General features: G+C 40.4%; 29 protein-coding genes. 10 read left to right on the top strand and 19 right to left on the bottom strand.

Features of this window, described 5'->3' with window-relative positions; all coding sequences use genetic code 11:
* Positions 1 to 130 precede the first annotated feature (130 nt).
* The gene (locus KME09_13910; GenBank protein ID MBW4535027.1) at positions 131 to 382 is read left to right on the top strand and encodes a hypothetical protein; all 252 of its coding nucleotides are present in this window, start codon (positions 131 to 133) and stop codon (positions 380 to 382) included.
* Positions 383 to 446: 64 nt separating this feature from the next.
* Here KME09_13910 and KME09_13905 read toward each other — a convergent pair whose 3' ends face one another.
* The 6 genes from KME09_13905 to KME09_13880 all read right to left on the bottom strand — a co-directional run bounded on the left by KME09_13905 (position 447) and on the right by KME09_13880 (position 3,974).
* Entirely contained in the window at positions 447 to 1,220 is a 774-nt protein-coding gene (locus KME09_13905; protein MBW4535026.1) for an MBL fold metallo-hydrolase, read from the bottom strand.
* Complete coding sequence (locus KME09_13900) at positions 1,217 to 1,819, bottom strand: aminodeoxychorismate/anthranilate synthase component II (GenBank protein ID MBW4535025.1); 603 nt, start codon at positions 1,817 to 1,819, stop codon at positions 1,217 to 1,219. The genes KME09_13905 and KME09_13900 overlap by 4 nt, the downstream gene beginning before the upstream one ends.
* A gap of 13 nt (positions 1,820 to 1,832) precedes the next feature.
* Entirely contained in the window at positions 1,833 to 2,339 is a 507-nt protein-coding gene (locus KME09_13895) for a diacylglycerol kinase family protein (GenBank protein ID MBW4535024.1), read from the bottom strand.
* A 107-nt stretch (positions 2,340 to 2,446) separates the two neighbouring features.
* Entirely contained in the window at positions 2,447 to 2,971 is a 525-nt protein-coding gene (gene ybeY / locus KME09_13890; GenBank protein ID MBW4535023.1) for an rRNA maturation RNase YbeY, read from the bottom strand.
* Positions 2,972 to 2,978: 7 nt separating this feature from the next.
* Positions 2,979 to 3,215, bottom strand: a complete 237-nt coding sequence (locus KME09_13885) for a DUF3285 domain-containing protein (protein MBW4535022.1) — start codon at positions 3,213 to 3,215, stop codon at positions 2,979 to 2,981.
* A gap of 48 nt (positions 3,216 to 3,263) precedes the next feature.
* On the bottom strand, positions 3,264 to 3,974 hold the full coding sequence (locus KME09_13880) for an SEC59/DGK1/VTE5 family protein (GenBank protein MBW4535021.1): 711 nt from the start codon (positions 3,972 to 3,974) through the stop codon (positions 3,264 to 3,266).
* Positions 3,975 to 4,259: 285 nt separating this feature from the next.
* Here KME09_13880 and KME09_13875 point away from each other — a divergent pair, with 285 nt between their 5' ends.
* Positions 4,260 to 5,906 carry a mechanosensitive ion channel family protein gene (locus KME09_13875; GenBank protein MBW4535020.1) on the top strand — a complete coding sequence of 549 codons (1,647 nt, stop codon included), beginning with the start codon at positions 4,260 to 4,262 and terminating at the stop codon, positions 5,904 to 5,906.
* A 6-nt stretch (positions 5,907 to 5,912) separates the two neighbouring features.
* On the opposite strand, the gene KME09_13870 is transcribed toward KME09_13875, so the two are convergent.
* The 3 genes from KME09_13870 to KME09_13860 form a co-directional block, all read right to left on the bottom strand.
* The gene (locus KME09_13870) at positions 5,913 to 7,214 is read right to left on the bottom strand and encodes a Glu/Leu/Phe/Val dehydrogenase (protein ID MBW4535019.1); all 1,302 of its coding nucleotides are present in this window, start codon (positions 7,212 to 7,214) and stop codon (positions 5,913 to 5,915) included.
* Positions 7,215 to 7,319: 105 nt separating this feature from the next.
* Positions 7,320 to 8,225 (bottom strand): pentapeptide repeat-containing protein, encoded by a 906-nt coding sequence (locus KME09_13865; protein MBW4535018.1) that lies wholly within the window; start codon positions 8,223 to 8,225, stop codon positions 7,320 to 7,322.
* 128 nt (positions 8,226 to 8,353) lie between these two features.
* The gene (locus KME09_13860) at positions 8,354 to 9,001 is read right to left on the bottom strand and encodes a DUF1232 domain-containing protein (GenBank protein MBW4535017.1); all 648 of its coding nucleotides are present in this window, start codon (positions 8,999 to 9,001) and stop codon (positions 8,354 to 8,356) included.
* Between the two features lie 239 nt (positions 9,002 to 9,240).
* Between KME09_13860 and lpxD the strand changes: the two genes are divergently transcribed.
* Together lpxD and KME09_13850 are read left to right on the top strand one after the other, a co-directional pair.
* Entirely contained in the window at positions 9,241 to 10,275 is a 1,035-nt protein-coding gene (gene lpxD / locus KME09_13855; GenBank protein ID MBW4535016.1) for a UDP-3-O-(3-hydroxymyristoyl)glucosamine N-acyltransferase, read from the top strand.
* A gap of 222 nt (positions 10,276 to 10,497) precedes the next feature.
* Positions 10,498 to 11,364, top strand: coding sequence for a shikimate dehydrogenase (locus KME09_13850; GenBank protein ID MBW4535015.1), 867 nt, complete (start codon positions 10,498 to 10,500; stop codon positions 11,362 to 11,364).
* Positions 11,365 to 11,531: 167 nt separating this feature from the next.
* On the opposite strand, the gene KME09_13845 is transcribed toward KME09_13850, so the two are convergent.
* From KME09_13845 to KME09_13820, 6 genes are all read right to left on the bottom strand, one after another.
* The gene (locus tag KME09_13845; GenBank protein MBW4535014.1) at positions 11,532 to 12,662 is read right to left on the bottom strand and encodes a geranylgeranyl reductase family protein; all 1,131 of its coding nucleotides are present in this window, start codon (positions 12,660 to 12,662) and stop codon (positions 11,532 to 11,534) included.
* Positions 12,663 to 12,876: 214 nt separating this feature from the next.
* Positions 12,877 to 14,109 (bottom strand): NAD(P)/FAD-dependent oxidoreductase, encoded by a 1,233-nt coding sequence (locus tag KME09_13840; protein MBW4535013.1) that lies wholly within the window; start codon positions 14,107 to 14,109, stop codon positions 12,877 to 12,879.
* Positions 14,110 to 14,153: 44 nt separating this feature from the next.
* Entirely contained in the window at positions 14,154 to 14,531 is a 378-nt protein-coding gene (locus KME09_13835) for a DoxX family protein (GenBank protein MBW4535012.1), read from the bottom strand.
* 231 nt (positions 14,532 to 14,762) lie between these two features.
* Complete coding sequence (locus KME09_13830; GenBank protein MBW4535011.1) at positions 14,763 to 15,191, bottom strand: hypothetical protein; 429 nt, start codon at positions 15,189 to 15,191, stop codon at positions 14,763 to 14,765.
* Positions 15,192 to 15,235: 44 nt separating this feature from the next.
* Positions 15,236 to 15,628 (bottom strand): hypothetical protein, encoded by a 393-nt coding sequence (locus KME09_13825; GenBank protein MBW4535010.1) that lies wholly within the window; start codon positions 15,626 to 15,628, stop codon positions 15,236 to 15,238.
* Between the two features lie 289 nt (positions 15,629 to 15,917).
* On the bottom strand, positions 15,918 to 18,020 hold the full coding sequence (locus KME09_13820) for a right-handed parallel beta-helix repeat-containing protein (protein ID MBW4535009.1): 2,103 nt from the start codon (positions 18,018 to 18,020) through the stop codon (positions 15,918 to 15,920).
* Positions 18,021 to 18,147: 127 nt separating this feature from the next.
* Between KME09_13820 and KME09_13815 the strand changes: the two genes are divergently transcribed.
* The 4 genes from KME09_13815 to KME09_13800 all read left to right on the top strand — a co-directional run bounded on the left by KME09_13815 (position 18,148) and on the right by KME09_13800 (position 19,420).
* Positions 18,148 to 18,438 carry a hypothetical protein gene (locus KME09_13815; GenBank protein MBW4535008.1) on the top strand — a complete coding sequence of 97 codons (291 nt, stop codon included), beginning with the start codon at positions 18,148 to 18,150 and terminating at the stop codon, positions 18,436 to 18,438.
* Positions 18,439 to 18,467: 29 nt separating this feature from the next.
* Complete coding sequence (locus KME09_13810) at positions 18,468 to 18,758, top strand: DUF3288 family protein (protein ID MBW4535007.1); 291 nt, start codon at positions 18,468 to 18,470, stop codon at positions 18,756 to 18,758.
* A 186-nt stretch (positions 18,759 to 18,944) separates the two neighbouring features.
* Complete coding sequence (locus KME09_13805; protein MBW4535006.1) at positions 18,945 to 19,151, top strand: hypothetical protein; 207 nt, start codon at positions 18,945 to 18,947, stop codon at positions 19,149 to 19,151.
* On the top strand, positions 19,151 to 19,420 hold the full coding sequence (locus tag KME09_13800) for a type II toxin-antitoxin system YafQ family toxin (GenBank protein MBW4535005.1): 270 nt from the start codon (positions 19,151 to 19,153) through the stop codon (positions 19,418 to 19,420). Before KME09_13805 ends, KME09_13800 begins: the two co-directional genes overlap by 1 nt.
* 106 nt (positions 19,421 to 19,526) lie before the next feature.
* Here KME09_13800 and KME09_13795 read toward each other — a convergent pair whose 3' ends face one another.
* Positions 19,527 to 20,780, bottom strand: coding sequence for an NAD(P)/FAD-dependent oxidoreductase (locus KME09_13795; protein ID MBW4535004.1), 1,254 nt, complete (start codon positions 20,778 to 20,780; stop codon positions 19,527 to 19,529).
* On the bottom strand, positions 20,781 to 20,948 hold the full coding sequence (locus KME09_13790; GenBank protein MBW4535003.1) for a hypothetical protein: 168 nt from the start codon (positions 20,946 to 20,948) through the stop codon (positions 20,781 to 20,783).
* A gap of 833 nt (positions 20,949 to 21,781) precedes the next feature.
* Here KME09_13790 and bchL point away from each other — a divergent pair.
* Positions 21,782 to 22,654 carry a ferredoxin:protochlorophyllide reductase (ATP-dependent) iron-sulfur ATP-binding protein gene (gene bchL, locus KME09_13785; GenBank protein MBW4535002.1) on the top strand — a complete coding sequence of 291 codons (873 nt, stop codon included), beginning with the start codon at positions 21,782 to 21,784 and terminating at the stop codon, positions 22,652 to 22,654.
* Between the two features lie 158 nt (positions 22,655 to 22,812).
* On the top strand, positions 22,813 to 24,216 hold the full coding sequence (locus KME09_13780; protein ID MBW4535001.1) for a ferredoxin:protochlorophyllide reductase (ATP-dependent) subunit N: 1,404 nt from the start codon (positions 22,813 to 22,815) through the stop codon (positions 24,214 to 24,216).
* Positions 24,217 to 24,275: 59 nt separating this feature from the next.
* On the opposite strand, the gene KME09_13775 is transcribed toward KME09_13780, so the two are convergent.
* Both KME09_13775 and KME09_13770 read right to left on the bottom strand, forming a co-directional pair.
* Entirely contained in the window at positions 24,276 to 24,533 is a 258-nt protein-coding gene (locus KME09_13775; protein MBW4535000.1) for a BrnA antitoxin family protein, read from the bottom strand.
* Between the two features lie 3 nt (positions 24,534 to 24,536).
* Positions 24,537 to 24,758: a BrnT family toxin gene (locus KME09_13770; protein MBW4534999.1), complete on the bottom strand. Its 222-nt coding sequence runs from the start codon at positions 24,756 to 24,758 to the stop codon at positions 24,537 to 24,539.
* Between the last annotated feature and the right edge of the window lie 115 nt (positions 24,759 to 24,873).

Raw genomic sequence — 24,873 nt, 5'->3', positions numbered from 1 at the left:
TAACCTCTACAGTTTTATATTTTTCATTACAGCGGTATAAAATTGGTTTTTGGTCTCATGTGCCAAGAAATTCAAAAGTGGATTTTTGTTCAAGCTATAATCTCGTTAAGCCTAAGTTTTAGAGAAAAAAATGCTCATAAGTGTTGAAGGGGTTTACCGCAATGGTCGTGTAGAACTTACAGAAACCCCTCATAACGTGTCTGAGGGAACTTGTGTCATTGTGACCTTTGTACCGTCGAATGATATTGACTTAGCATCTCAAGGAATTGACATAGAGCAAACTAAAGCTCTACGTGCTAATCTAGCGACTTTCTCAGACGATTGGAATAGCCCTGAAATGAGTATTTATGATAACTATGATGCAGCAAAAGCCGAAGGTTGATCGGTGTGATGTTGCTCTAGTTTTCTTGCTTCGGTCTTTAATTACTTAGGAAATCCAATCAAGCTCATGAGCTGTAGTCTAAGACTCTAACTAAAGTTTGACCGTTTTTTAAGTATGATTTCTTGACCTGAAAGCGATCGCTTCCTACTTGGGCAACTTCCAAATCTGCTGCTAAGGCTAAAAATTCATCTACGGGAGCTAAATCACAGCTTTCTTTACTAGACACGGCAGTGCGATAGTGGGTGGGAATGACCATTCTGGGATTGAGAATTTTCACGGCCTTTCTTGCTTCTTGAGGATTATAAGCTTTCACGCCACCACCTACGGGAGTTAACATAATATCCGCCCCATTGAGAAGAATCTTATCTTCTGTGGTTAAAGCACCAGCAGCACCACCTAAATGTAGAATATTGACTCCTCCTTGAGTCCAACGCCAGGCTATGTTCTGACCAAATCTTCTACCTGATTCGCGATCGTGGGGGAGGGAAAATCCCTGGAACTTAATGCCACCAAAATTATGCACGCCACGTTGAGTAATAACTTCAGGATTTCCCTTAACTAAGTCTATTGCTCCTTCATCGATGAGAAAGCTACTAACCAAAACTACATCTGGCTGCAAGTCGGGTAGGGTATAGCCAGCAGCACAACCAACAGCTTGATAAGGATTTACTAATATTTTTAAACCACTGCCTGTAAAGAGAAAACAGGTATGTCCTAAATATTGAATCGTGACTCCATCTGTATCTTGAGCTGTAGCTGGGGAGTAAGTCAGCAAACCTGAAGCGATCGCCGTTGCCATACTCATCCCACCATAACGGATTAACTCTCGCCGTTTCATATCTTTACTTGACCCAAAGACTGTAAAAAATTACGTAATAATGATTTTCCATGATCCGTCAGAATGCTTTCGGGGTGAAACTGCACTCCTTGGAGATGATGATAGTCTCGGTGACGCACCCCCATAATTGTTCCATCTTCTACCCAGGCGGTAATCTCTAAAGTATTGGGAATAGTCTCAGAATCAATGACTAAGCTGTGATATCTGGTGGCGGTGAAAGGTGAATCTATTCCCGCAAATACTCCCAGGTTTTGATGATAGATCGGGGAAGTTTTACCATGCATCAGTACTGGTGCAGAAACGATTTTTCCGCCAAAAACTTGACCAATACTTTGATGACCCAAACAAACTCCCAAAATAGGAATTTCTGAACCGAGTTGGGCAATTAACTGAAGCGAGATCCCCGCATCTTCTGGGCGACCTGGCCCTGGGGAAATTAAAATACCATCAGGCTTTAATTGAGCGATCGTCTCAAGGTCGATCGCATCATTACGATAAACGCGAATATCCGACGCTACTGGCAATTCTTGAGCTAATTCACCCAAATACTGCACTAAATTATAGGTAAAGCTATCGTAGTTATCAATAACAATGATCAAGTTTAGATCTCCATTACATCATCAGCATAATACGCTGAAACAATGGCGGTAGCAAGATGCAGGTTGCGACAATTACCGCAGCAAGCGCACTAATCAAAACTGCCCCAGCAGCACAGTCCTTGGCGATCTTAGCTAATTCGTGATAGCTTTGCTTAACCGTCAAATCGACCACCGCTTCAATTGCTGTATTAATTAATTCTAAAACCATCACCACAGCACAGGTCATGGCGATAATTGCCATTTCTACAGCCGTTACCTGTAAAAAAGCTCCCATACTGACAGCAAAAATACCGACAAAAGTATGAATCCGAAAATTTCTCTGGGTAGCGAAGGCATATGTCACCCCCGCCCAAGCGTATTTAAAGCTTAAAAATAAGTTAGGGGCTACTTGCCAGGCTAAGTCTCGAATTATTTTCTGATTAGATTTAGATTCTGGGGCAGCAGGAGCAATAGTAGAAGATTTCATAGTTATATTTAATAAAAACCGCGTTGGATTGGCTCTTTTGCTCGATTCAATCATGGCGACAGATAAAATTTTAATCCGTATATGCACTTAATTTATAACGCAATCTTAGCTCAAGGGTTATAAATTGAAATGTTCAGATTAGACAGTCTAAAACTGAGTAATTAATCGGATTTGACAGTATTCAAAGAATAGATTAATTCTTGTTGTTGAGCTAACATTTGCTGTAAACTCTTGTCATCAGGGTGATCCCAGCCGAGAAGATGTAATAAGCCATGGCTAGATAACCAAGCTAATTCCACAGTTAAAGAGTGTTTTTGCTCCTTCGCTTGCCTCATCGCCGTATCTAAAGATATTATTATGTCTCCTAAATATAAAGGTTCTGTAAACTCGGCAGGAAGAACCAGATCTGTCTCGGTACTAGCAAATGCTAAAACGTCTGTAGGCTCGTCTAGGTGACGATATTGACAGTTATATTCTTGAATCTGGCGATCGCCTGTTAATCTTAAACTTAGTTCGCAATCTTGAGGCAGATCGACCATTGGGTTGAGAAAACTCAGCCAATGCTGAAACCAACCTACCCAATCCACCAAATTAACCTGATTTAGGGCTTCCTGGGGTAAATTTCCTTCGTAGTCATTTTCTACATAAATATCGCTATTTATAGATTGTCTAACAGCTACATTCATATTTAGTTTATGGTTTGGTTAAATATGCTAGACCGATCAAAAGACCGACTAAACCCGCTGTAGTTAAGAAAAAGTGCCACAAAGATTGTCTGCCTTTGCGAACCATATTTCTCATCGCTAATTTGACATAGCTGTCTTTTGGCTTGGTCGCCACAGGTGCTAGCGTGTCTGATTCAGCTACGTTATCGGGCGTAACAGCGACTTGTTTAATTTGCTCCCTTGGTTCAGAAGTAGATTCTGTCATTATTTAAAATTCAAAGTGATTTTAGATAGTTTAAGATTTGTTTCAGATTTAACTTAATGATAATACCTGAACACCTAAAAAACACAGAAATCCGCTAGCTAAAGGAACTGTAAGATTATCTATACCTAGCTTAGAAAAAGCTTCGGCAACAGTGGCGACCAAGGCAACCACTACTGCAATTGTCCATGTTTGCCAGCTATTACCTTCAACTAACAAAAGAACTGCGACTGTAACGATTAAAGCTGCACCTGCCATGGCGTAAGAACCTTCCCAACTTTTGCTAATTGTTCCTACTTGATACTTGTGTTTACCAAAACGTTGTCCAATAATTGCTGCCATGCCGTCGCCCCATGCCATAACCAAGATGCCGATTACTGCATACTGAGGGGTATCGAGCCAAAAATAGGCAGCGAGTATTCCCATGCTGATAGCGTAAAACAGGGTGCCAAAACTTTTTCTGCCGACACTTTCAATACTGGGAAGAATCGGCGTTAAATAAGACAAAATAGCGATCGCCGCAGCGATGAAAGCTGCACTAACAATCACTGTACGGGAAATATCTAGCCACCAAGCCAGCAGTATGACATTGCCACTGCCGATATGAACCACCTTACGAGTCAATTCAGGATCGTTTGTTAGCCAACGACTCAATCCCTCAGCTACAAGTACGAGAATTGCTAGATATATAAAGACAGCCCCCAAAGGAACGGCAAGATTAACCAAAGTATGATGTAACCAAAGCGATTCTGGATTGCTCATAAATTATAGAGTCAAGAAAAAATAGTGAGGCTATATATAGCCGTACAAAATTAGCTTAGGACAATTAAGGTGATCGGCTCGTAGGTAGTAGGTAGTAGGTAGTAGATTTTAGTTAAAAAACGTCCTAACATTGTCTAGTATTGCCATAGCCTAAAATTTAATAGTCTGACCAATAGTATCAAAGAGCCAGATTTAGACTAAAAAATTTCTCCCAAAGAATTTAACTTTCCAAAACTATGATTAGCGGTGGATTTCGCTAATTACCACCAAAACTTTGTCAGTTATATGCTTAGGAAAAAACTCTGCACCATCTTGATTGTAATTATAGGAATTACCGCCTGGGTTTTACCCGTTAACGCAGTACAGTTAGCACAGTTACCCTTTATCCAAGATATAGCAATCTATTCCCGCTTGCTCCGCCAAGTGCAGGACAACTCACTTAATTCTGCCTGTATTCGTTTAGACGGACGCTGTTTATTTAAGTTGTCTGCTACCGATCCTGAATTATTATCCGATCGGATTGGCGAGATTCAAAAGCGTTTTGCCCAAGTAAGTGCAGACTATTTAGCCGTGCCAAATAGCCAGAGCGATGTTACTGTCAAAGCAAACGGTAATTTACAGGACTTATATATTACTATTGGCGATCGCTCTGAGCGTTTATTTACCGTGACGACTATTGATGCCGAGGCTAATGATGTTGGTGTTCCTGTGCGGACGCGACAGCTGGAATTTGCTATTGAGCAGGGTTTGGAGACAGCCAGAAAAGAGCGATCGCCACAACATATACGCCGACAGATAGTGATCGGACTCTGTATTTTGCTTTGTGTCTGGCTAATTAATTTTCCTCTAGATCGAAAAGTTAGAGTTTTACGCAGATCCGCTAGAAAACTTGCCCCCACGGCAAAATTAAAAAATTTACCGATTTCAGATCAGTTAGATCAACGTCAAAAATGGAATCTAACTGAAATTCAATATCGCTTGATGCAATTAGTTCAGGTCTTCTTGTGGAGTGGTGGAGCTTTAGGAATTTTAAATCTTTACCCCCAGACGCGCATCATTCCTTTTTTGCTGATTGCTGCTTTAAGAATTCCCTTGCGAATTACTCTGGTAGGATTATTGACCTATTTCGTAATTCGTTTGACCTATTTTCTGATTGCCAAACTCAGTGCAGCAGCGATCGATACTCAGTCTAGGGATCTAAAAGTTAATCAGCGAGGGAAGTTACGCATTAACACCACCACGAGAATTTTGCGTAGCGCCGTAACTATTATTTGGGTGGGAATTGGTGTGCTGACAGCTTTTTGGATCAATGGGGTGAACCTCGCACCGTTGTTAACTGGTGCAGGTATTTTTGGTTTAGCTTTATCCTTAGCTTCCCAAAACCTGATCAAAGATGCAATCAACGGCTTTATAATTATTTGGGACGATCGCTATGCGGTGGGCGACGTGGTTGATATTGGTGCGGTTGGTGGCTTGGTAGAAAATATTAATCTTCGCATTACCCAGTTAAGAGACGCGGAAGGGCGATTGATTACCATCCCTAATAGTGCGGTTGAGATTGTGTCAAACCGTTCTAGTCAGTGGTCTAGAGCCGATTTAGTTATTCCTGTGGCATATCAAACTGATATCGATCGCGCTTTGGAAGTAATCCATCAAGTAGCTCAAGCTATAGCTGAAGATTGTCAATGGCGCGATCGCATCTGGGAGTTTCCTACTGTTTTAGGTGTCGATCAATTTAGTGAGCGGGGAATTTTGATTCGAGTTTGGATTATAACCGAACCTCTACAGCAATGGGATGTCGCCAGAGAATTTCGCCGCCGAATTAAAATTGCTTTCGATCAGGCGGGTATTCCCATTCCCGTTCCCCAGCAGCAAATCTTATTCGATCAGCAAAAAGTATTGAATAAGATTAATAATATCGATCAAAATTAACCAAATTCAACTGACAAAATAATTTCTGTTGCCCTTGGCATCTAAAGCCTTACCTAATCTTTTGAGAGCTTGAACATAAGCAGCAGTGCGCAGATCGATCTGGGAATCTTGACTAATCTGCCAAACTTGTTCTGCTTCGAGTTGCATTTTGCTTTGAAGACGTTGATTAACCTCTGACAATGTCCAATACCAACCATTGCGGTTTTGTACCCATTCAAAATAACTAACAGTAACACCACCCGCATTAACTAAAATATCAGGAAAAACATAAATTCCCTGTTGGGCTAATATTCGATCCGCAGCAAAATTAATCGGGCCATTTGCCACCTCAAAGATATACTTAGCTTGAATATCCTGGGCATTAGCTTGAGTTATTTGATTTTCTAACGCAGCAGGAATCAAGATATCCACATCCAAAGCCAGCAACTCTTGATTAGAAATCGCCTGATGTTCGACAATGCTGCATACCGTATCTTGGCAGTATACCGCTTTCATCTCTCGACTCTGATTTTTATGCTCGCTAACGCTGGCAATATCTAAACCTTGGGGTGCATAAATCCCACCCTTGGAGTCACTAACGGCAACTATTTTATATCCCGCCTCAGCCAGCAAGCCTGCTAAAGTTGCCCCTGCATTACCAAAACCTTGAATGGCTACAGTAGTCTGGGTGGGAATTAAATTAAACTTCGGTAGCATAGCCTGAATTACCGTAAAAGCTCCCATCGCTGTGGCTGTATCTCTACCCCTACTACCTCCTAGGGTCAGTGGTTTTCCTGTAACTACTCCACGACATAACTTACGCTGGATGATGCTGTATTGATCCATCATCCAACCCATGATTACCGCATTAGTATAAACATCAGGAGCTAGAATATCAACATCGATACCAATTGCATCGGCGATCGCATCAATATAGCCCCGACTCAGCCTTTCCAACTCGGCTTTGGATAATTCTTTCGGATTGACAGTAATACCCCCTTTAGCACCACCAAAGGGTAAATCTAATAAGGCACATTTAAAGGTCATCCAGAAAGCTAAAGACTGTACCTCATCTAAACTAACCCCAGGATGATAACGTACTCCGCCTTTCCCCGCGCCTCTAGTGTCGTCATAACGCACCCGATAACCAGAGAATACTTTTAAACTACCATCATCCATCCTGACAGGAATCGAAACACTCAGGCTAGTCTTAGGATGCTGGAGACGAGCGATCGCATCTTCGGAAATATCTACATGTTTTAAGGCTTGTTCTAATCTTTTACTGGCATCAGATAGTAAAGAATTTTTAGCGTCACCTGAATTTTGCATCACTATTTTTTATCACGATCGGTAATCTTTTCCCAACTTACCAGTAAGCCTGAGTCACGATAAAAGTCAGCGTTGTTTCTTCTTGTTTCTCAACAATAAATAATATTAGTGTAGTATCTGTTGTTGAAATTTTTCCTTAATTTCTTCTATCCAGTTAACATCATCTGAATCAGATTTATAAGTCGAACCATCTGGTAAAATCGCCCCTGCCAAATTAGTATTGCTAAAATTTGCACCTTCGATATTAGCCCCTATTAAGTTTGCCTCTCTTAAATCTGCATTACTCAGATCGGCATTAACTAAGACGACGTTGCTCAAAATAGCTTTTCTTAAATCAGCTTGTTTTAAAATACTATTACTCAAATCAGCCCTATCTAAATCAGTATCATTCAATTTAGCTAAACTTAAATTAGCTTTGCTTAGATTGGCATGAATTAGAATAGATTTACTTAAATCTGTATTGGTTAAATTAGCTTCTGTGAAGATAGCTTCTTGAAGATTTGCGTGGCGGAGATCGGTTTTTTGGCGATCGTTTTCGCTATTGAGAAAGGCACCACTTAAGTTAGCGGAGATTAAATTGGCATTATACAGATTTGCCTCTCTTAAATAAGCCTGACCTAGATTAGCTCCATTGAGATTAGCATTGTTAAGCTTAGCTTGATAGAGTTTAGCCTTCCTAAGATCGGCATGAGATAGATCGGCATTAGTTAAGTTTCCTTGATTAAGATTAGCACCACTAAGATCTGCATTATTCAATTGAGCTTGTTTGAGGTTAATACCATAGGCTGTTACTTTGGAAAGATTAGCCTCAATTAATTTAGCATTACTTAAATTAACTCCATTAAGATCTAGCCCACTAAAATTAGTTCTTTCACAATGGGAGTTTTGAAGATTAGCATCATTTAAACCTATTTTTTCAGTACTGAGTTTTTGATAGGAAGAAAGGTCGCAGCCAACACATTTTTGTGTTTCGATAAGGTTATAAACATCATCTTTTACAAAAGCATACACTGGATTTGTCAAGCCTAATAAAATTATCGGTACTGCAAGTAAAAGTAATATAAATCTGATAATTGAGGACTGCATCTTATCTCCTAAGTCATACATTATATAGTTAGAAAATTTATGATTAGTTGTTGTTACTGGCTAGCTGCTTTTAATTCTTTGATTGAAATTCCTTTATCGGCTAATAGTAAGTTAAGCCCTTCTGTTTGATCGATTTTGCCCTCTTTTAGCTGCTTAGTGATTTTGTCATCATTTTCCTTGCGTTTTGCTGCTATAGATAAGAGCCATGATCCTATACCTATTCCTCCTCCGCTAAAGGCATCATCGAAATTTCCTATTAATGGTAGAAAATCGGGAATTGCATCTGCTGGATTTAAAATTCCTAAAATTCCCAAAATAATTAGAATAAGTCCGAGAACGAATTTGCTTACTTCTCTCGGCTCGAAAACTAACCAGGCTATCAGCATGGATACTCCTAATGGAGTTAAGAGTAAAGCAAAGTGAAAAATACTAAATAGATTGGAAAAAATTGCATAAAAAGCCTCAAAAAAAGCAGAAATAGGAGAATACCATTCACGTAATTGAATTGGTGCTAAACGATCCGTATAGTTGCTTTTTAAAAATGCAAGACAACTAAAACAGGTATATATAGAAGTAAATAACAACAAACCCAAAGCTATGATTTTTGTCATGTTATATTCTTGAAACCTAAACAAAGTAGCTGGAAATTTAGGGCTAGTTTCAAGCGTATAGGAATATTGAGATATTTGTTCTTGTGTCATAAATCAAACTTTCAGTTAAAATTTTTTCTTATAACTGAGAATTCCCTATTCAAAGAAAAGATTAACTAGTTACTTTTGCGGATTAAAAAAAGGCTTTAAAAAATTAATAGCGATCGCTTCTTGGCATCAAAGAATTTTTAGCGTCGCCTAGATTTTGCATCTTAGTAATTAGTAATTACTGCTCATTGATAATGGCTTAGAATAATTCTTGCCTTTGTTCATCTAAATCATCCCCTGCCATGAAGTTTCAAGAACTTGTCAGCAAACTTGGTACAGCAGCTAATCATAACAGCTTCGATCAACAGCAAAATTTGAATCCTGAATTACAAGGAGTAGCTGCAATTGATCGGGCAGATGGTAGCTCATTAAGCTACGTTGAAGGCGGAAAGTTTGCAGCCATGGTGGCGACGACGCAAGCGATCGCTCTAATCTTGCCTTTAGATGAAACTCTACAAATCCAAGCCTCAGACAGAAATATTGCTTGGATTGCTACTTCTGACCCCAGATTATTATTTGCCCAGGCGATCGCTCTTTTTTATCAGCCTTTCAAACCAACGCCAGGCATTCATTCTAGTGCAGTTATTGAGCTTGATACTACTGTGGGGCAAGATGTTTATATTGGCGCAAATGTAGTCATTCAGAAGGGTGTAACGATTGGCGATCGCGTGATAATTCATCCTAACGTAGTTATTTATCCTGATGTGACTATTGGTAACGATACTATTCTCCATGCCAACTGTACCATTCATGAACGGACTCAAATCGGCGCTGGCTGTGTCATCCATAGTGGCGCGGTAATCGGCTCAGAAGGCTTTGGCTTTGTGCCAACCGCAACAGGCTGGTACAAAATGGAACAGTCAGGCTCTACCGTATTAGAAGATGGTGTAGAAATTGGCTGTAACAGTGCCGTAGATCGCCCTGCGGTGGGAGAAACTCGCATTGGACGCAATACTAAACTTGATAATTTAGTGCAGATTGGTCATGGCTGTCAGATCGGACAGAATTGTGCCATGGCTTCTCAAGTAGGATTAGCTGGGGGAGCAATTATTGGCAATGGAGTCATGCTTGGAGGACAAGTTGGTGTTGCCAATCAGGTAACAGTAGGCGATCGCGTAATTGCCACAGGACAGACAGGTATTACTGGCAATGTAGCAGCGGGAGAGATGGTTTCAGGTATGCCTCATATCCCTAGTCGGCTGTATCGTAAACTATTTGTCATGTATAAGCGATTACCTGAAATGTATAAAATGTATCAAGAATTAAAAAAGCAATAGTAGGCTTTAAGAGTTTAGAGTTAGAAGCAGTTGTTGAATTAGGGTTTAATAAGATATAGCTCTACGTAAAAACGTTAGGACATCTTTGAAATACTATTTCCTATTTCCTATTTCCTATTTCCTATTTCTTACTTCCTACTTACGAGCCGATTACTATTAATGTCATAATCTAACTTTGTACGGCTATATAAGCTCTCTACCATTGAATCAAAGGTCAGCATCATGCAGCAAATTACAGGCAAAACTAAACTGCTGGGTATTATTGGCGATCCTGTGGAACATTCCCTGTCTCCTGTAATGCATAATGCAGCGATCGCCAATTTAGGACTAGACTATATCTACGTCCCTTTCCCTGTAAAACCAGGAGATTTAGCCACAGCACTGGCAGGTTTTAGCGCCTTCGATTTAGTCGGATTTAGCATTACCATTCCCCACAAACAAGCAATCATCCCGTTGCTGACAGAAATCTCTGATGATGCAGCTAATATTGGCGCGGTAAATACAGTCTGGCGTACTGCATCAGGTTGGAAAGGCACAAACACAGATGCGGAGGGTTTTATAGCACCCTTAAAAGCAATTCGTGACTGGAGCAAAACAACTCCTGTAATTCTCGGTAACGGCGGTGCAGCTAGAGCTGTAATTGCAGGCTTGACTAACTTAGGCTGTCCAGAAATTCATGTTGTTGGACGCAACCCCGATCGATTAGCGCGATTTTACCAAAGCTGGCATCACGCACCTAAGATCATCTCGTTACTCAAAATTCATCACTGGAATAACTTAAGTAGCCTGATTCCTGCTGCTGACTTACTGGTTAATACCACCCCCGTAGGCATGTCCCCTCATGTCGATGCTTCTCCTGTCGAGGAGAACTTAATGCAAAAACTCAAACCAAATGCGATCGCCTACGATCTTATTTATACCCCCAATCCAACCCAGTTTCTTAAGTTAGCTCAGGCTCAAGGTGCAACGGCGATCGATGGCTTGGAAATGCTCCTGCAACAGGGAGTAGCTGCTCTGCAAATCTGGCTTCAGCAACCAGTCCCCGTCGATGTGATGCGTGATTCTTTAAAAGAGTATTTAGGACTCTAACCTAATATAACTAAGCTGTTTGGTAATTAATATGAAATACAAATAAGAATGATACAGATATATAATCCCCAAGTCCCTAAGTCCCCGACGCGAAGCTAGTCCTTTAGGGCAAGTCCCCAAGTCCCCAAGTTTTCCATTTGTAGCAAACATTTGTAGATTTCATCTAATTAGCCTATTCCAGGGATAAACTTCAACTTCTGTGTCGCTTTTTCTGCCACTTGTGAATAACTCAATTCGCCACAGAGAATTTTTCCCATCAACTGACCCGCAGCAGGGCGTTTAACTCCCATTTTATAGGCGATTTTAGGCGCTTTAAAGAACAATCCAGCCAGAAAGTCGGCTTTAGCCAAGTTCGCACCCCATTCTTGATTGACGGACTCTGTATAGCTTGCTAGAGCATTAACATCACCTTGTAGCGCAGCCATAATCGCATCTGCCGCTTTAACTCCGGTAAACATAGCGGGACGAATTCCTTCTCCAATTAAAGGATCGACCATTCCTGCTGCTTCGCCGACTAATAAAGCGCGATCGCTGTGTAAAGCACGGTCTTTCTGCCATAAGTTTAAAGGATGCTCTTTATATTCTCCACGACTAGCATCTAGATTAAACAATTCTGCGTATTTAGTTAGCTGTTTTTTCAATTCATCAGGCTTACCTTTAGAGTCACGCACATAAGCAGCACTAAAAGAATAACCGTCTGCTTTAGGAAAACACCACATAAAACCATTTTTCAACGAGCCAAAGTCAAAAAACGCTGTCATCTTATGGCGATCGCTAACATCTCCAGGTACTTGTAAACTTGCTGCTGCAACAGTTGGCGTGGCATCCATACCTAAAAATCTGGCGACGTTACTATTAGCTCCATCTGCTGCAATTAAATACTTCCCCTCAAATATTCCATGATTAGTTTGCACCTGCCAAGTTTCACCCTGTAGGCTTACCCCCGTAACTTCTACACCGCTTTTAAACTCCGCACCTTTTCCTGTTGCCTGTTCCATTAAAAAGTTATCAAACTGACCCCGCTGCACCATCCACATTGGAGTCACTCCCTGTAACTCCACTTCCGCAGGATCGCCCATTTTAAAAGTATATTTAACTTGAGAAACCTGATTCTGCACTACAGGAGAAAAATCAAAATCAAACCATTGAGCGATCGCAGGAGAAACCCCACCACCGCAAGATTTATCACGGGGAAAATTTGCTTTTTCTAATACCAAAACCGAGTGACCTTGCTTTGCCAAATGATAAGCAGCACTACTACCAGCAGGGCCAGCACCTACAATAATACAGTTAAACATACCAAGTAATACCTGTCTCAAGATTGTTGTCAAACCTTTAACAGATTAAAGCAAGCAAAACAAATCAGTCAACTTTGTTCAATGAGTCCTAAAGGATTCCCTAACCCTAAAGGGTACCGCTTCGCATAAGGGCGACACGGAGTTAGTACCCTTGCGGTATGCTTTAGGGCGCGAGATTTAAACTTAAAAAATTAATTGACCAACTACCCAGAAGTTATTTTTTAAGATAATTAAAGGTAAAAATCTGTTTAATAGAGCGATCGCGCCAGAGATAATCTTTTAACCAAGCACCCAGAAGTTTGCCGCGGTTGGATAATCCTGGCAAGTAGTAAACGTGAATGCCAAGCCACAACAGCCAAGCTAGGAAGCCACTCAGGGGAATTTTACCCAATAAATAAGCTACTCCTGTATTACGAGCAATAATCGCTGCTTGACCTTTGTTAAAGTAGTTAAAAGCTTGGGGAGTTTTCCCTTTTAATTGTCGCTTGATGTTTTTGGCAATTGCACCTCCTAGCTGTAGAGCCTCTGGAGCAATTCCCGCTAAAGGTTCACCATTTTGTTCGACATAGGCAGCATCTCCTGCAACATAGACATCAGGATGATTTGGTAGTTGAAGAGTGGGCAAAACTTCCAGCTTATTTTTACTAGCCGTAATTAGATTTGATTGAGGTTGAGGAAAATTAGCTTCTAATCCTGCTGTCCAGATAATCGTCGAGGTAGCAATACTCGTATCATCTTCTAAAATAACTGCTTTGGCGGTAGCTGCTTTGACTCGACTCTGGAAATGTACTTTGATCTGGCGATCGCGTAATTGACGTAAAGTATATTTAGACAAGGGTTCTGGATAGGTACTAAGTAAAGTGTCTCCAGACTGTAAGAGGATTACTTTTGCTTGGCGTTTGTCTAATTGAGGATAATCTTTCGTCAAGCAATTTTGGATTAATTCTTGCAACGCACCCGCCATTTCTACTCCTGTAGCACCCCCACCCACAATAACGAAGGTCATTAATTGCGCTTGTTGAGAAAGATCGTTTGCTATTACAGCCTGTTCAAAACAGTTCAGGATCTGGTTACGTAGAGCAACGGCATTGGCTAAAGTTCTCAAGGGGAAAGTATGCTGTGGTGCGCCAGCCACTTGCAAAAAGTTAGCCTGACTCCCTGTAGCGATCGCCAAATAATCGTAGGCGATCGTTTGCCGATCTGTAATAATTTTTTTACCTTCCAAATCAACCTGTTGGACTTGTGCCAGTAAAAAATCGGCATTATCAATCTTGCGTAATGCAGTACGTAGAGGATAGGCGATCAGTTCGGGTTCAATAAAACCTGTGGCTACCTGATAGAGCAGAGGAATAAAAGTATGATAATTATGGCGATCGATTAATAGTATTTCTGCTTCAGCATCAGATAAGTGTTTGATGGCGCTCAAGCCTGCAAAACCTGCCCCAATTACTACAACTTTGGGTAATTTTTTTGATGCTTTAGCAATCGCTGTTACTTTTTTTGACCATCTACACTCAATGCTCCTGCACCTGCATAGATAACCATTAATAATCCACCAATCAAACCAATGTTTTTAAGAAAGTCGTTGATTTGACTGGGATCGGCGATCGGATTATGAAATAGTAAAGTAGCAGGTATCAAGAAAATGATCAGTAAAATTGCACCAATATTAGTCTTGTAACCTAATAGTAAAGAAACCGAGCCTAATAGTTGGAAAAATACTGTTCCTGCTGCTAATAGGCTAGCTAAAGGTAATCCCTGACTGCTGATCGTTTCTACTAACCCACTAAAACCTGTGATGTGGCTAATTCCCGCTTTAAAAAAAATTAGACAGAGGCAGATCCGAGCTGCTAAAGCTATATATTCCATCAGAATAATTCCTTCAGAAATCAAATAAAATAACTATAGTAATCACTCATGCTTGATTGGTAAACAGGAATGCAAAAAAGATTACAGCAATCAATTTTGCTAGTTGGTTAAGTGCGATCGCTTTAAATGATTACTGAATTACTATTCATTGTGACGCGAAGCTTATCCGAAGGTGTACCCTTTAGGGCGACGCGAAGCTAGTACTTTAGTGAATCCTTTAGGACTCATTGTTTATTCTTGCGTCCAATCGGGACAAGTGCTATCGTCATAACCATTGGGATGCATGGCACAAACTAAAAGATTGCCATTGTAACTTTGTCCATGATAGTTAGCACAATTAACGCAAGCAGGATTATTTTTAGCAGATGGAGCATGATAGCTAACACTGGTAAAATCCTCATCCACAAAATTGTCCCACTCATTCGAGAGAGCGGCATCTATTTCATCGCTGGTGGTAACAATTACATCCACAAAGTTGTGAATAAAGTCTTCAACTTCTTCGGCCCAGTCTGCCGAAAACTGTGCTAAAAAAGAACCAACATTTTCAGTCATTTCGTCTACCAACAACTCGGTAGTCTCTCCCGCTTCAGCAAAAAACTTTTCCATGTCTGCTGCGGTTTTTTCAATCTGTTTCCACCATTCGTCTTGCCAATTATTCATAAATTAACCCTGTTAACAGATGTCATTTAGTCTAAATAGTTATCTTACATGTCTTTTTTGAGCCGACGTAACTCTTCTTGCAGAAACTGCACCTGCTGACGTAGATCATCTCCATTAGGATTTGAGCGAGAAGATTTTGCCGTTTCATTTGGTTGTGAAGTAGATACTTCATCCACAATTTCGATCCGACGAGGCTCTCTTTCGCTTGAATTCTTCGGACTTGGTACAGTTTGCTGCTGTGCCTGTTCCATCATATCGTCTACAAACTTACGTGCCTCTTCTGTACTCATCTCACCCCGTTCAGCCATTTCTTCTGCTAGCTTTTGGGCTTGAACTCTTAAATCCTTAAGTGTGTCGCTGGCTTTTTCCTGGGCATAGGAGGCAAAACCAACCCCCATATAAAAAGCTTTTTTGGCAATATCTTCAAAATTGGCCATTGGTCTTAATTCCGATTTCACTAGGGTCTACTCATAGTGTATATCATCTGAAAAATTGATAAATTACGGTCTAAAGTGTGGAATTCCCGCTTTAATATCTGCCGAGGCTCAATAATTCAAGTCCTTCAGAAACTATCGATCGAGCAAAATAAAAAATATTTTTAACATTGCTGTCTCATATAAAGTCCGCTTGAGTACTTCTAATAAAATCTTTGCCCCAAACTAAGCGGGATAAACGCCTCTGCGTCTTTGCGACGCGAAGCTAGTCCTTTAGGGCGCGAGTTTTAATTCAACTGTTTTCCGTACTTATTATCAAAGGTTTAAAACCCATTTTCAGGGCGGGAGAATTGGGTTGGAGTCGAAAATCTCCTCGTTCTGGGGCAATAAACAGTGGATCGGCAACTATGGAATCAGTATCTCTGCCTCTTCGTTGCCACTGCTCCCAAGATAATCCGCCGAAACGAATTGGGCGATCGCTATCATACCAATAAAGATTACGATTAGAGACATAATGTCCATCTGCCCATTTACCTGCCAGCAGATTGCCCTCCTGCCAATAAATAATATTATTTTCTAAGGTAAAACTTTCATACCCTTCATCATCCCAAGAATTTTCTTTTAAAGTACGCTCAAGCTGAGATAATTGACCGAAAGCAAAAATGTTATTGCGCACGATATTATCTTTGCCCATGTGTAAGTGGAATCCTCCAGTTCTAGTGCGGTAAACCAGGTTATTTTCGACCGTAATTTGCGAACTCCCTTCATCGAGATAGATTCCCCAACCACCAAAGTTGTGAGCTTGAATATCGTGGATCAGATTAGAACGAATTTTTGTTCCTGGTTGAACTCCCAAGGTATAGATGCCTCCATTATCGTTGAGTAGAGGCTCACCATCGGCAAGCTTACCCAGATCGTGAATGTGATTGAATTCAATTAAATTGTTAGCTGTGGGATTATTGGCACTACCCCAAGTCCAACCCACCGAAATACCAGAGTAGTGAAAATGATGAATGTGATTATGGGCGACGAGATTATTTGCTGCACTGCCGATCCAAATTGCCACAGCAGCGTGAAAAATTAGTCCGCCATTGTAGATATGACAACCGATAATTTGATGATTGCCATAATTAGTAATTTTGATTGCTCCCGCGCCCAAGTCGAAAAATTGACATTCCAGGATTTTATTATTGAGACAGACATCTGCAAAATCGATCGCATAGTTGCTGATATGAGCGATCGCGCATTGTTTCCAAGTGCAAAAACGAACCTGCTTGGCATAAATAGCTCCAGAAAGCCCCTTGACAGCAGCTTGTCCCAAACTTCGTCGCTGATCTTGGGAGTAGTACCATTCCCCATGAGCAAAGGTCAAGTTTTCAAACCAGAGATATTCCACAAATTGTTTTGCTTGCTTATCACCCGAGAGATCGACGAGTTTAGCTAGAACAGGCGCAATTATCTCTGCTTGAGAAATATCCTCTCCAGGTAAAGGAAGATAGTAGATTTGACCTGATTTTTGCTCTAAATACCATTCGCCAGGCTCGGTGAGAAATTCGCGAATGTTTTCTAGATAATAAATCCCTGCGCCTGAAGAATCAGAATCGCCTGGATCGATCCGATAGGCGCTGGGATAGTCAAAAGAGATGATGCGACTAGCTGGGTCGATCGCCTCGATGGGCAAGCGAGACTCTAACCAACGAGTCATGACAATTGCCTCTCCTGACTCTACTTCCTGCCATGGTTGTAAATCTCCCGCTCGAAATTTAAACCTAGTTTGCCCTTCCTGCCAAGGCGTATCTGGAGTAACATCTGGTGCTTGATCTACTTTTAGATACCCCGTGGTTGGATAGCGACAACGTTGAGCGCGATCGCCATTCACCCAAAGTTGATGAAACGACCATGTTTTTGACTTTACTGTGGCAATATTAGTCGTCCAGACAGTTTTGCTATTGAGAGTGACTTCTTTCCAATCTTTAATAATACGTCCGCCACTGATAATGGGTTTCTCTTGTTGATAAGCTTTATAGGTAATCAGAAAATCTTTGCTCCCAGAATCTTCTGCTGTAAAACTGAGGGTGTCTGGCAAAAAATATGTTCCCCCGCGCAAGAAAACCGTTACTGGTTGTTTGAGAATACCACCCTGTTGCTGTTTTAGTTCTCGAATCGCATCCCGCGCCCTAGCAATGGTGGCAAATGCTCCATCTCCTGCTTGATCAGCTGGTTGTTTTCCACTCCAGGCATCGTTACCGTCAGGAGAGACATAAAAAACAATTGCTGGATTTTGATTAGTGGCGAGACTATTTTTTGTATTTGTCATAATTAAGGCAATTATTGTCGGCGAAACACTAACTAAGCAGCCTAATCCGAGCCAATTTAAAAAAGTACGACGATTCATCGAAATTTTACTCTTTAATCTGGGTTTGCCCTCTTAAAACTAAAGCAGGATTATAATAATCTGGCAATTATGCTAATCTGTGAGATAACCTATTGGACATCATTTAGTTGTAAGTAAGCAAAAAATAGTGAATCTCTTATTCGCCAGATTTTTGAGATCAGTGTATCGCAAAGAACCTGTCTCTGGCTTTATTCTTATTTTAGGAGCAACCGACGCCCTCATTGGTGGACTGGGAGGACGTGAAAGTTTATTATCTATTGGTCTATTAATTGCCCTATTAGGCGCTGTGATGCGTTGGCGACAAGGAGAAAAGAAACCAAAAGCGATCGCCACTGAACCCGTCAGATATTATCTTCCTCCAGGTTCAACCCGCCAACCATTACCCCTTTTGACTCCCAGCAAACGCTCATCTAAGTAAGCAGACAAGATAGCTAACATTATATAGCGATGGAAAACATCGATCAGCAGCATCCTCAAAATCAGAAGGATCGGCTGACAGTCGATCATTTGTTGAAAGCATCATCAAATCCTGGCGATCGCGAATTAGTAGAATTGGCGCGTCTGATTATTCGCTATCGTGATTTTCCTGGCGCACGGGATATTCAGCGAGATTTAGTAGTAGCCTTGCATAACTGGCAATTAACTGAAGAAGAGCTTTACCAAAAAACCCGTGCCATTCATGCCGAGGGAACGGTATATCGGCGCACCGCAACAGGAGAAACCCAGGATTGGACTTGAACAATGAGCAATGAGCAATGAACAATGAGCAGTGAGCAGTGAATAGTAATCAGTAATTATTCAAGGCGATCGCCTGAGTTTTGTAAAGGAGTTAAAATTGCGCTCGCTGTTGTCTCAATAACCAAAATCCACGCATACCACAACAAAGCTATAATTTAGCAAAATCAAAGATTTAAACATCAAATTATGAGCTTTAGCGATGTAGTTGAAACAATTAAAAACCTTTCATTTGATGAAAAGCAGGAAATCCAAACTTTATTGGCTCAATACCTGCGTGAAGAACGACGAGAAGAAATATATAACAATTATCAAAAAAGCATCAGTGAAGAGCAAAAAGGTGAATTAAACTTCTCCTCAAATCTTGATGAATTAAAACAACTAATTGAAGATTAATGATTAAAATTAGCTTTAGTTCATCTTTTCTTCGAGTATTCAAAAAAAGAATTAAAGGTAATACAAAGTTAGAATCTAGATTTTGGACAAAAGTAGAAGTATTTACCAATAATCCTTTTGACCCAAGCCTCAGAACTCATAAATTATCGGGAAAACTGAAAGATTTATGGAGCTTCAGCTTAGAGTACGACGAGCGAGTTCTATTTTACTTTACAGATGATGGAAATGCCGTTTTTATTGATATTGGTAATCACGATGAAGTGTATTAGTTAATATGTTGATCGCCAGATATTGCAATCTATTCAACCTAAATAATATGAGATTGTTAAAGCAGTCCAAAAACGCGATCGCATAAGCTATATAGAACACACAAATTTAATTTGAAAAGGCGATCGCTTGACCCGCCAGCCAAGATGTTGTCCAGGCGCTTTGAAAGTTAAATCCTCCTGTTACTCCATCGATATCGAGTATTTCTCCTGCAAAGTAGAGTCCAGGACATTTTTTGCTTTCCATGGTTTTAAAGTTGACTTCTTTGAGGCTTACTCCGCCACAGGTGACAAATTCGTCTTTAAACACGCCTTTTCCTTTAATTTCGTATTGTCCCTGCACAATTTCTGCCACTAATTTATTTAGCTCTTTTTTACTAATTTCCGACCACACTTTATTCGGGTTAATCTCTACATATTTAATTAGGCTCTGCCAAAGTCGCTTGGGCAATTCCACAGGACAATAGTTGACGATTTTTTTCTGGGGATTGGTTTGTTTTAAGGCGGTTAGTAGCTGGCTTAAGTCTTCCTGGTTAGATTCAGGTAGCCAATTAATTTGTAATGGAGAATTATACTTAAAATCAAATAAAGATCTTGCGCCCCAGGCTGATAATTTGAGAATCGCTGGGCCACTTACACCCCAATGGGTAATTAGCAACGCGCCTGTTTGTTCGAGCTTATTTTTACCTGTTCCAAGCTTAACTTGGGCATTACTTACACTAACCCCAGCTAAACCCTCTAAACGTGAATCTCGAACATTAAAGGTGAACAAAGAAGGTACAGCAGGCTCTATTTTGTGTCCTAAGTTTTTTGCCCAACGGTAGCCTAATGGATTGCTGCCTGTAGCAATTAACAGGCGATCGCATTTCATTACTCGCTCATTTTTTAATTCAACCTGGAAATAGTTTTGCTGGCCCTCATCCTGGTAATGTTTAACCGTCTTTACTCCTACCCCTGTACATAGCTCCACTCCTGCTCGATCGGCTGCTCGCATTAAGCAATTGATAATCGTCTCTGAGCTATCGGTAATGGGGAACATTCTGCCATCGGCTTCGGTTTTGAGCTTAACCCCACGGGATTCATACCACTGCACCGTATCTTGTGGCTGAAAGCGGGAAAATGCACCGCGCAAAGCTTTACCACCACGGGGATAGTTGGCTACTAAACGAGCAGGTTCAAAACAGTGATGGGTTACGTTGCACCTGCCACCCCCAGAGATGCGCACTTTAGCTAGAGGTTTATTTCCAGCTTCAATTAAGGTGACTTTAAGTTGAGGATTGGCTTCAGCACAAGCGATCGCGCCGAAAAACCCCGCAGCACCCCCACCAATAACAATTACGTTCAATTTTTTTTCGCTAAATATCTAATATCTTCTGGTTTTTAAAATCCCCCAGGTTAAACCTGAGATCACCGTAGTCATTAATAATATTGTAATTACTCCTCCCGAGATAAAAGTAATCATACCGATCCCCCGCAGGACATATAGAGTCACAAAACCTAAGAGGGAAATAATAAATATATTGAGTAACATAGATGCTATATTTTTTTGCTTTAACTGATAATATCTACTCGATCTACTTGTTATAGCAATACTAGACAATGTTAGGACGTTTTTTAACTAAAATCTACTACCTACTACCTACTACCTACGAGCCGATAACCCTAATTGTCCTAAACTAATTTTGTACGGCTATAAATGTTATGCCATTTGAAATATTAAGTCGCAAATGGATTTTTGAACTCGCTCCTTTTCGACTACGAGCTTGATACATAAATAGTTTTGATGCTCTATAGCTTTATAAATGTTGACATTTTCAACGTCTAGACAAAAAATTAACTCTTCTTTACTAAACAAAAGTCTTGATGTTAGATCCTGACGATTGATGACAAGAACGACAAACCTATCTAGGGATGTATTTAAGCAATTTTGCGATCGCCAGGAGTCTTTCTACTCGCTTTGTGCTTTGACTTGAGCTTGCAACCTCTTGTCAAAGATAGCTTTAAACAGCATTAACGCATAAACCCTGATGAATCATCAATTTGACTAAGATTTTCTTAATCTATTGGCGCAAAACAATTTTTGTGTTTTGTCCACATTTATATATTTAAAATACCTAAAATATATTATTATGGGTAAAATTGATATTTTTGAGCTTAAAAGAAAATATATAAGCTTCAACAGCTTTTAACCAGATAATACTTGGAATATTGCCTACTTTATAAGACGAAACAACTTTGTTTTCGCCATCAATTGCTTGATAATTGCCAATATAGACGCAAAGTAAAAAACTACAATCAGCGTCGCCATTATTAATCTCAAATAAATTCTCATATACAAACGCAGAGGAAAATAACGTGGGGCAGATTAGATTAGCAGTTTATGGCAAAGGTGGAATCGGTAAGTCCACAACTAGCTGCAACATTTCCGCAGCTTTGGCAAAAAGAGGCAAAAAAGTTTTACAAATTGGTTGCGATCCTAAACACGATAGTACTTTTACCCTGACAGGATTTCTCATTCCCACAATTATCGATACACTTCAGGAAAAAGACTTTCACTACGAAGATATTTGGCCCGAAGATGTAATCTACGAAGGCTATGGTGGAGTTAGCTGTGTAGAAGCAGGTGGCCCTCCTGCGGGTGCTGGTTGTGGTGGCTACGTTGTGGGCGAAACCGTCAAGCTACTTAAAGAATTAAATGCTTTTGATGAATACGATGTCATCTTGTTTGATGTTCTCGGTGACGTAGTATGTGGTGGTTTTGCTGCACCGCTAAATTATGCCGACTACTGCATGATTGTTACCGACAACGGTTTTGATGCTCTGTTTGCAGCGAATCGGATTGCAGCTTCTGTTAGAGAGAAAGCTCGTACTCATTCCCTTCGTCTAGCAGGTTTAATTGGTAATCGTACTTCCAAACGTGACTTGATTGACAAGTATATCGAGCATGTACCAATGCCTGTTTTAGAGATCTTGCCCTTGATTGAAGATATTCGTGTTTCTCGCGTTAAAGGCAAAACTCTGTTTGAAATGGCAGAAAGCGATCCTTCTCTCAACTTTGTTTGTGACTACTATCTCAACATCGCCGATCAGATCTTAGCGGCACCAGAAGGAGTTGTCCCCAATGAAGCACAGGACAGAGATTTATTCTCCTTGTTGTCTGATTACTACTTAAATCCTCCCGCAGATAAAGCGGGTAAACCAGATAAAGAAGAAGAATTAGACATGATGATGGTTTGAATAAAAGCTTTTAGCTCTTAGCTCTTAGCTTTTAGCTTTTATAGATTTGTGCTGTATTTTTACGCTAACAGTAGAAAATATTTTGGCTAATAGCTGATAGCTGATGGCTGATAGCTTTTTTAAAAGAATTAATTTAGTTATCAAAGGATATATAAAATATGACCGTTGCTCAAGAACCTTCAGCACTAAATTTTGAGTGTGAAACAGGTAATTATCATACCTTTTGCCCGATTAGCTGTGTAGCTTGGCTATATCAAAAGATTGAAGATAGTTTCTTTCTCGTAATTGGCACTAAAACCTGTGGCTACTTCCTCCAAAATGCAATGGGGGTGATGATTTTCGCTGAACCTCGTTATGCGATGGCAGAATTAGAAGAGGGAGATATTTCTGCTAAATTAAATGACTATGAAGAATTAAAGAGATTGTGTTTACAAATAAAACGCGATCGCAATCCTTCTGTAATTGTCTGGATTGGTACTTGTACCACCGAGATTATTAAAATGGACTTGGAAGGTTTAGCACCAAGATTGGAAGCAGAAATTGGTATTCCCATTGTTACGGCTCGTGCTAATGGTTTAGACTACGCCTTTACCCAAGGGGAGGATACTGTCCTTGCTTCAATGGCGCATAAATGTCCGACTAAACCACCTAAGTTAGAAGCCGAGAAAAAAGAACGCAATGCGGTTTCTAGCCTACTAAACTTTGGACGCAAAAAAGAAGATGTCACGCAACAAGAATCAGAGTACAAAGACCACCAGCCTCTAGTATTATTTGGTTCATTACCCGATCCTGTAGTGACGAATCTTACCTTAGAACTCAAAAAACAAGGAGTTAAGGTATCAGGTTGGCTACCCTCCAAACGCTTTACAGAACTACCTGTAATTGAGGAAGGTTACTATGTATCAGGAGTTAATCCTTTCCTTAGTCGCACTGCTACTACCCTCATGCGTCGTCGTAAAACTAAGCTAATCGGCGCACCTTTCCCTATTGGCCCAGATGGTACAAGAGCCTGGATTGAAAAGATCTGCTCGGTATTAAATATTGAACCTCAAGGACTAGAAGAAAGAGAAGCTAAGATTTGGGAAGGTCTAGAAGACTACATCCAGCTAATTCGTGGTAAGTCTGTCTTCTTTATGGGGGATAATCTTTTAGAAGTTTCTTTGGCGCGTTTCTTGATCCGTTGTGGGATGACCTGTTCTGAAATTGGTATTCCTTACATGGATAAACGTTATCAAAAAGCAGAACTAGAATTACTAGAAAAAACCTGTAATGATATGGGTGTTCCTTTACCCACCATCGTCGAAAAGCCTGATAACTATAACCAAATTCAGCGCATTTATGACCTCAAACCCGACTTAGTAATTACGGGGATGGCACATGCTAACCCACTAGAAGCCAGAGGAATTAATACCAAGTGGTCAGTTGAATTTACCTTTGCTCAAATTCACGGCTTTACTAATGCACGGGATATTTTAGAGTTGGCAACTCGTCCGATGCGGAGAAATAATAATTTGAAGGAATTGGGTTGGGATAAGTTGGTGAAAGAAGAAGCAAAAGTTTAAAAATATAATCTCAAATCAAATATTTCATCCAAGGGTTTAGCAATGCTAGACCCTTTTAACTATTTTTCTACTTGCTTTAGTTCTTCTCGCAAAACTCGCCGTAATGTATCTTCTAACGGTTCACGTTTTTGTTGGATATGTTGTCGCAGTGCCTCGTTCATTAATGCTTGGTAACTGCCACCGCCTTTTTCGTGGACTTCCGCCCGAAACCAAGCCAAAACATCATCATCTAGGCGAATTGTAATACGGCTTTTGCCTGGTGGAATTGGTTCAACAGCGCCCCGCGAACCTTGGCTAAAATCATATTCAGAGTTCATCTTTTATCCTTCCTCATATTGTAATCGCTCGTTTTTACTGGCTTTACGGGCAGAAACTAGACGAATTTCATCATCTCGCATAGTGTAAACCACAACTAAAATCCTATTAAAAAGATCTATTCCAATGGTAATAAATCTTTCTTCCTCAAAGCGATCATCAAAAATAGTGATTGCTAATTCGTCAGAAAAGACTGATACAGCATCAGCAAAATCGTAAGGATTCAGGTATTAAAAAGAGAGATAAGGTTGCACTCGTTAAGAAAACTGGGTAATGTAACGGTAAGATGAACCAAGAACCTAAGTTAAACGAACTAGAAAAACTCAATCAGTTGTCACCAAA

The organism is Pleurocapsa minor HA4230-MV1, assembly GCA_019359095.1.
GTDB lineage: Bacteria > Cyanobacteriota > Cyanobacteriia > Cyanobacteriales > Xenococcaceae > Waterburya > Waterburya minor.
The sequence above is the reverse complement of the archived record's forward strand: the minus strand, read 5'-3'. Positions and strand labels throughout refer to the sequence as shown.

Coding starts and splice junctions, on each gene's coding strand:
- KME09_13830 (MBW4535011.1), bottom strand. CDS start 15,191: ATGAATAATTGGCAAGACGAATGGTGGAAACAGATTGAAAAAACCGCA.
- KME09_13870 (MBW4535019.1), bottom strand. CDS start 7,214: ATGCAAAATTCAGGTGACGCTAAAAATTCTTTACTATCTGATGCCAGT.
- KME09_13835 (MBW4535012.1), bottom strand. CDS start 14,531: ATGGAATATATAGCTTTAGCAGCTCGGATCTGCCTCTGTCTAATTTTT.
- KME09_13895 (MBW4535024.1), bottom strand. CDS start 2,339: ATGATTGAATCGAGCAAAAGAGCCAATCCAACGCGGTTTTTATTAAAT.
- KME09_13845 (MBW4535014.1), bottom strand. CDS start 12,662: ATGTTTAACTGTATTATTGTAGGTGCTGGCCCTGCTGGTAGTAGTGCT.
- KME09_13905 (MBW4535026.1), bottom strand. CDS start 1,220: ATGAAACGGCGAGAGTTAATCCGTTATGGTGGGATGAGTATGGCAACG.
- KME09_13820 (MBW4535009.1), bottom strand. CDS start 18,020: ATGAATCGTCGTACTTTTTTAAATTGGCTCGGATTAGGCTGCTTAGTT.
- KME09_13805 (MBW4535006.1), top strand. CDS start 18,945: ATGAGCTTTAGCGATGTAGTTGAAACAATTAAAAACCTTTCATTTGAT.
- KME09_13780 (MBW4535001.1), top strand. CDS start 22,813: ATGACCGTTGCTCAAGAACCTTCAGCACTAAATTTTGAGTGTGAAACA.
- KME09_13880 (MBW4535021.1), bottom strand. CDS start 3,974: ATGAGCAATCCAGAATCGCTTTGGTTACATCATACTTTGGTTAATCTT.
- KME09_13850 (MBW4535015.1), top strand. CDS start 10,498: ATGCAGCAAATTACAGGCAAAACTAAACTGCTGGGTATTATTGGCGAT.
- ybeY (MBW4535023.1), bottom strand. CDS start 2,971: ATGAATGTAGCTGTTAGACAATCTATAAATAGCGATATTTATGTAGAA.
- KME09_13775 (MBW4535000.1), bottom strand. CDS start 24,533: ATGAACTCTGAATATGATTTTAGCCAAGGTTCGCGGGGCGCTGTTGAA.
- KME09_13885 (MBW4535022.1), bottom strand. CDS start 3,215: ATGACAGAATCTACTTCTGAACCAAGGGAGCAAATTAAACAAGTCGCT.
- KME09_13800 (MBW4535005.1), top strand. CDS start 19,151: ATGATTAAAATTAGCTTTAGTTCATCTTTTCTTCGAGTATTCAAAAAA.
- KME09_13910 (MBW4535027.1), top strand. CDS start 131: ATGCTCATAAGTGTTGAAGGGGTTTACCGCAATGGTCGTGTAGAACTT.
- lpxD (MBW4535016.1), top strand. CDS start 9,241: ATGAAGTTTCAAGAACTTGTCAGCAAACTTGGTACAGCAGCTAATCAT.
- KME09_13825 (MBW4535010.1), bottom strand. CDS start 15,628: ATGGCCAATTTTGAAGATATTGCCAAAAAAGCTTTTTATATGGGGGTT.
- KME09_13810 (MBW4535007.1), top strand. CDS start 18,468: ATGGAAAACATCGATCAGCAGCATCCTCAAAATCAGAAGGATCGGCTG.
- KME09_13790 (MBW4535003.1), bottom strand. CDS start 20,948: ATGTTACTCAATATATTTATTATTTCCCTCTTAGGTTTTGTGACTCTA.
- KME09_13875 (MBW4535020.1), top strand. CDS start 4,260: ATGCTTAGGAAAAAACTCTGCACCATCTTGATTGTAATTATAGGAATT.
- KME09_13860 (MBW4535017.1), bottom strand. CDS start 9,001: ATGACACAAGAACAAATATCTCAATATTCCTATACGCTTGAAACTAGC.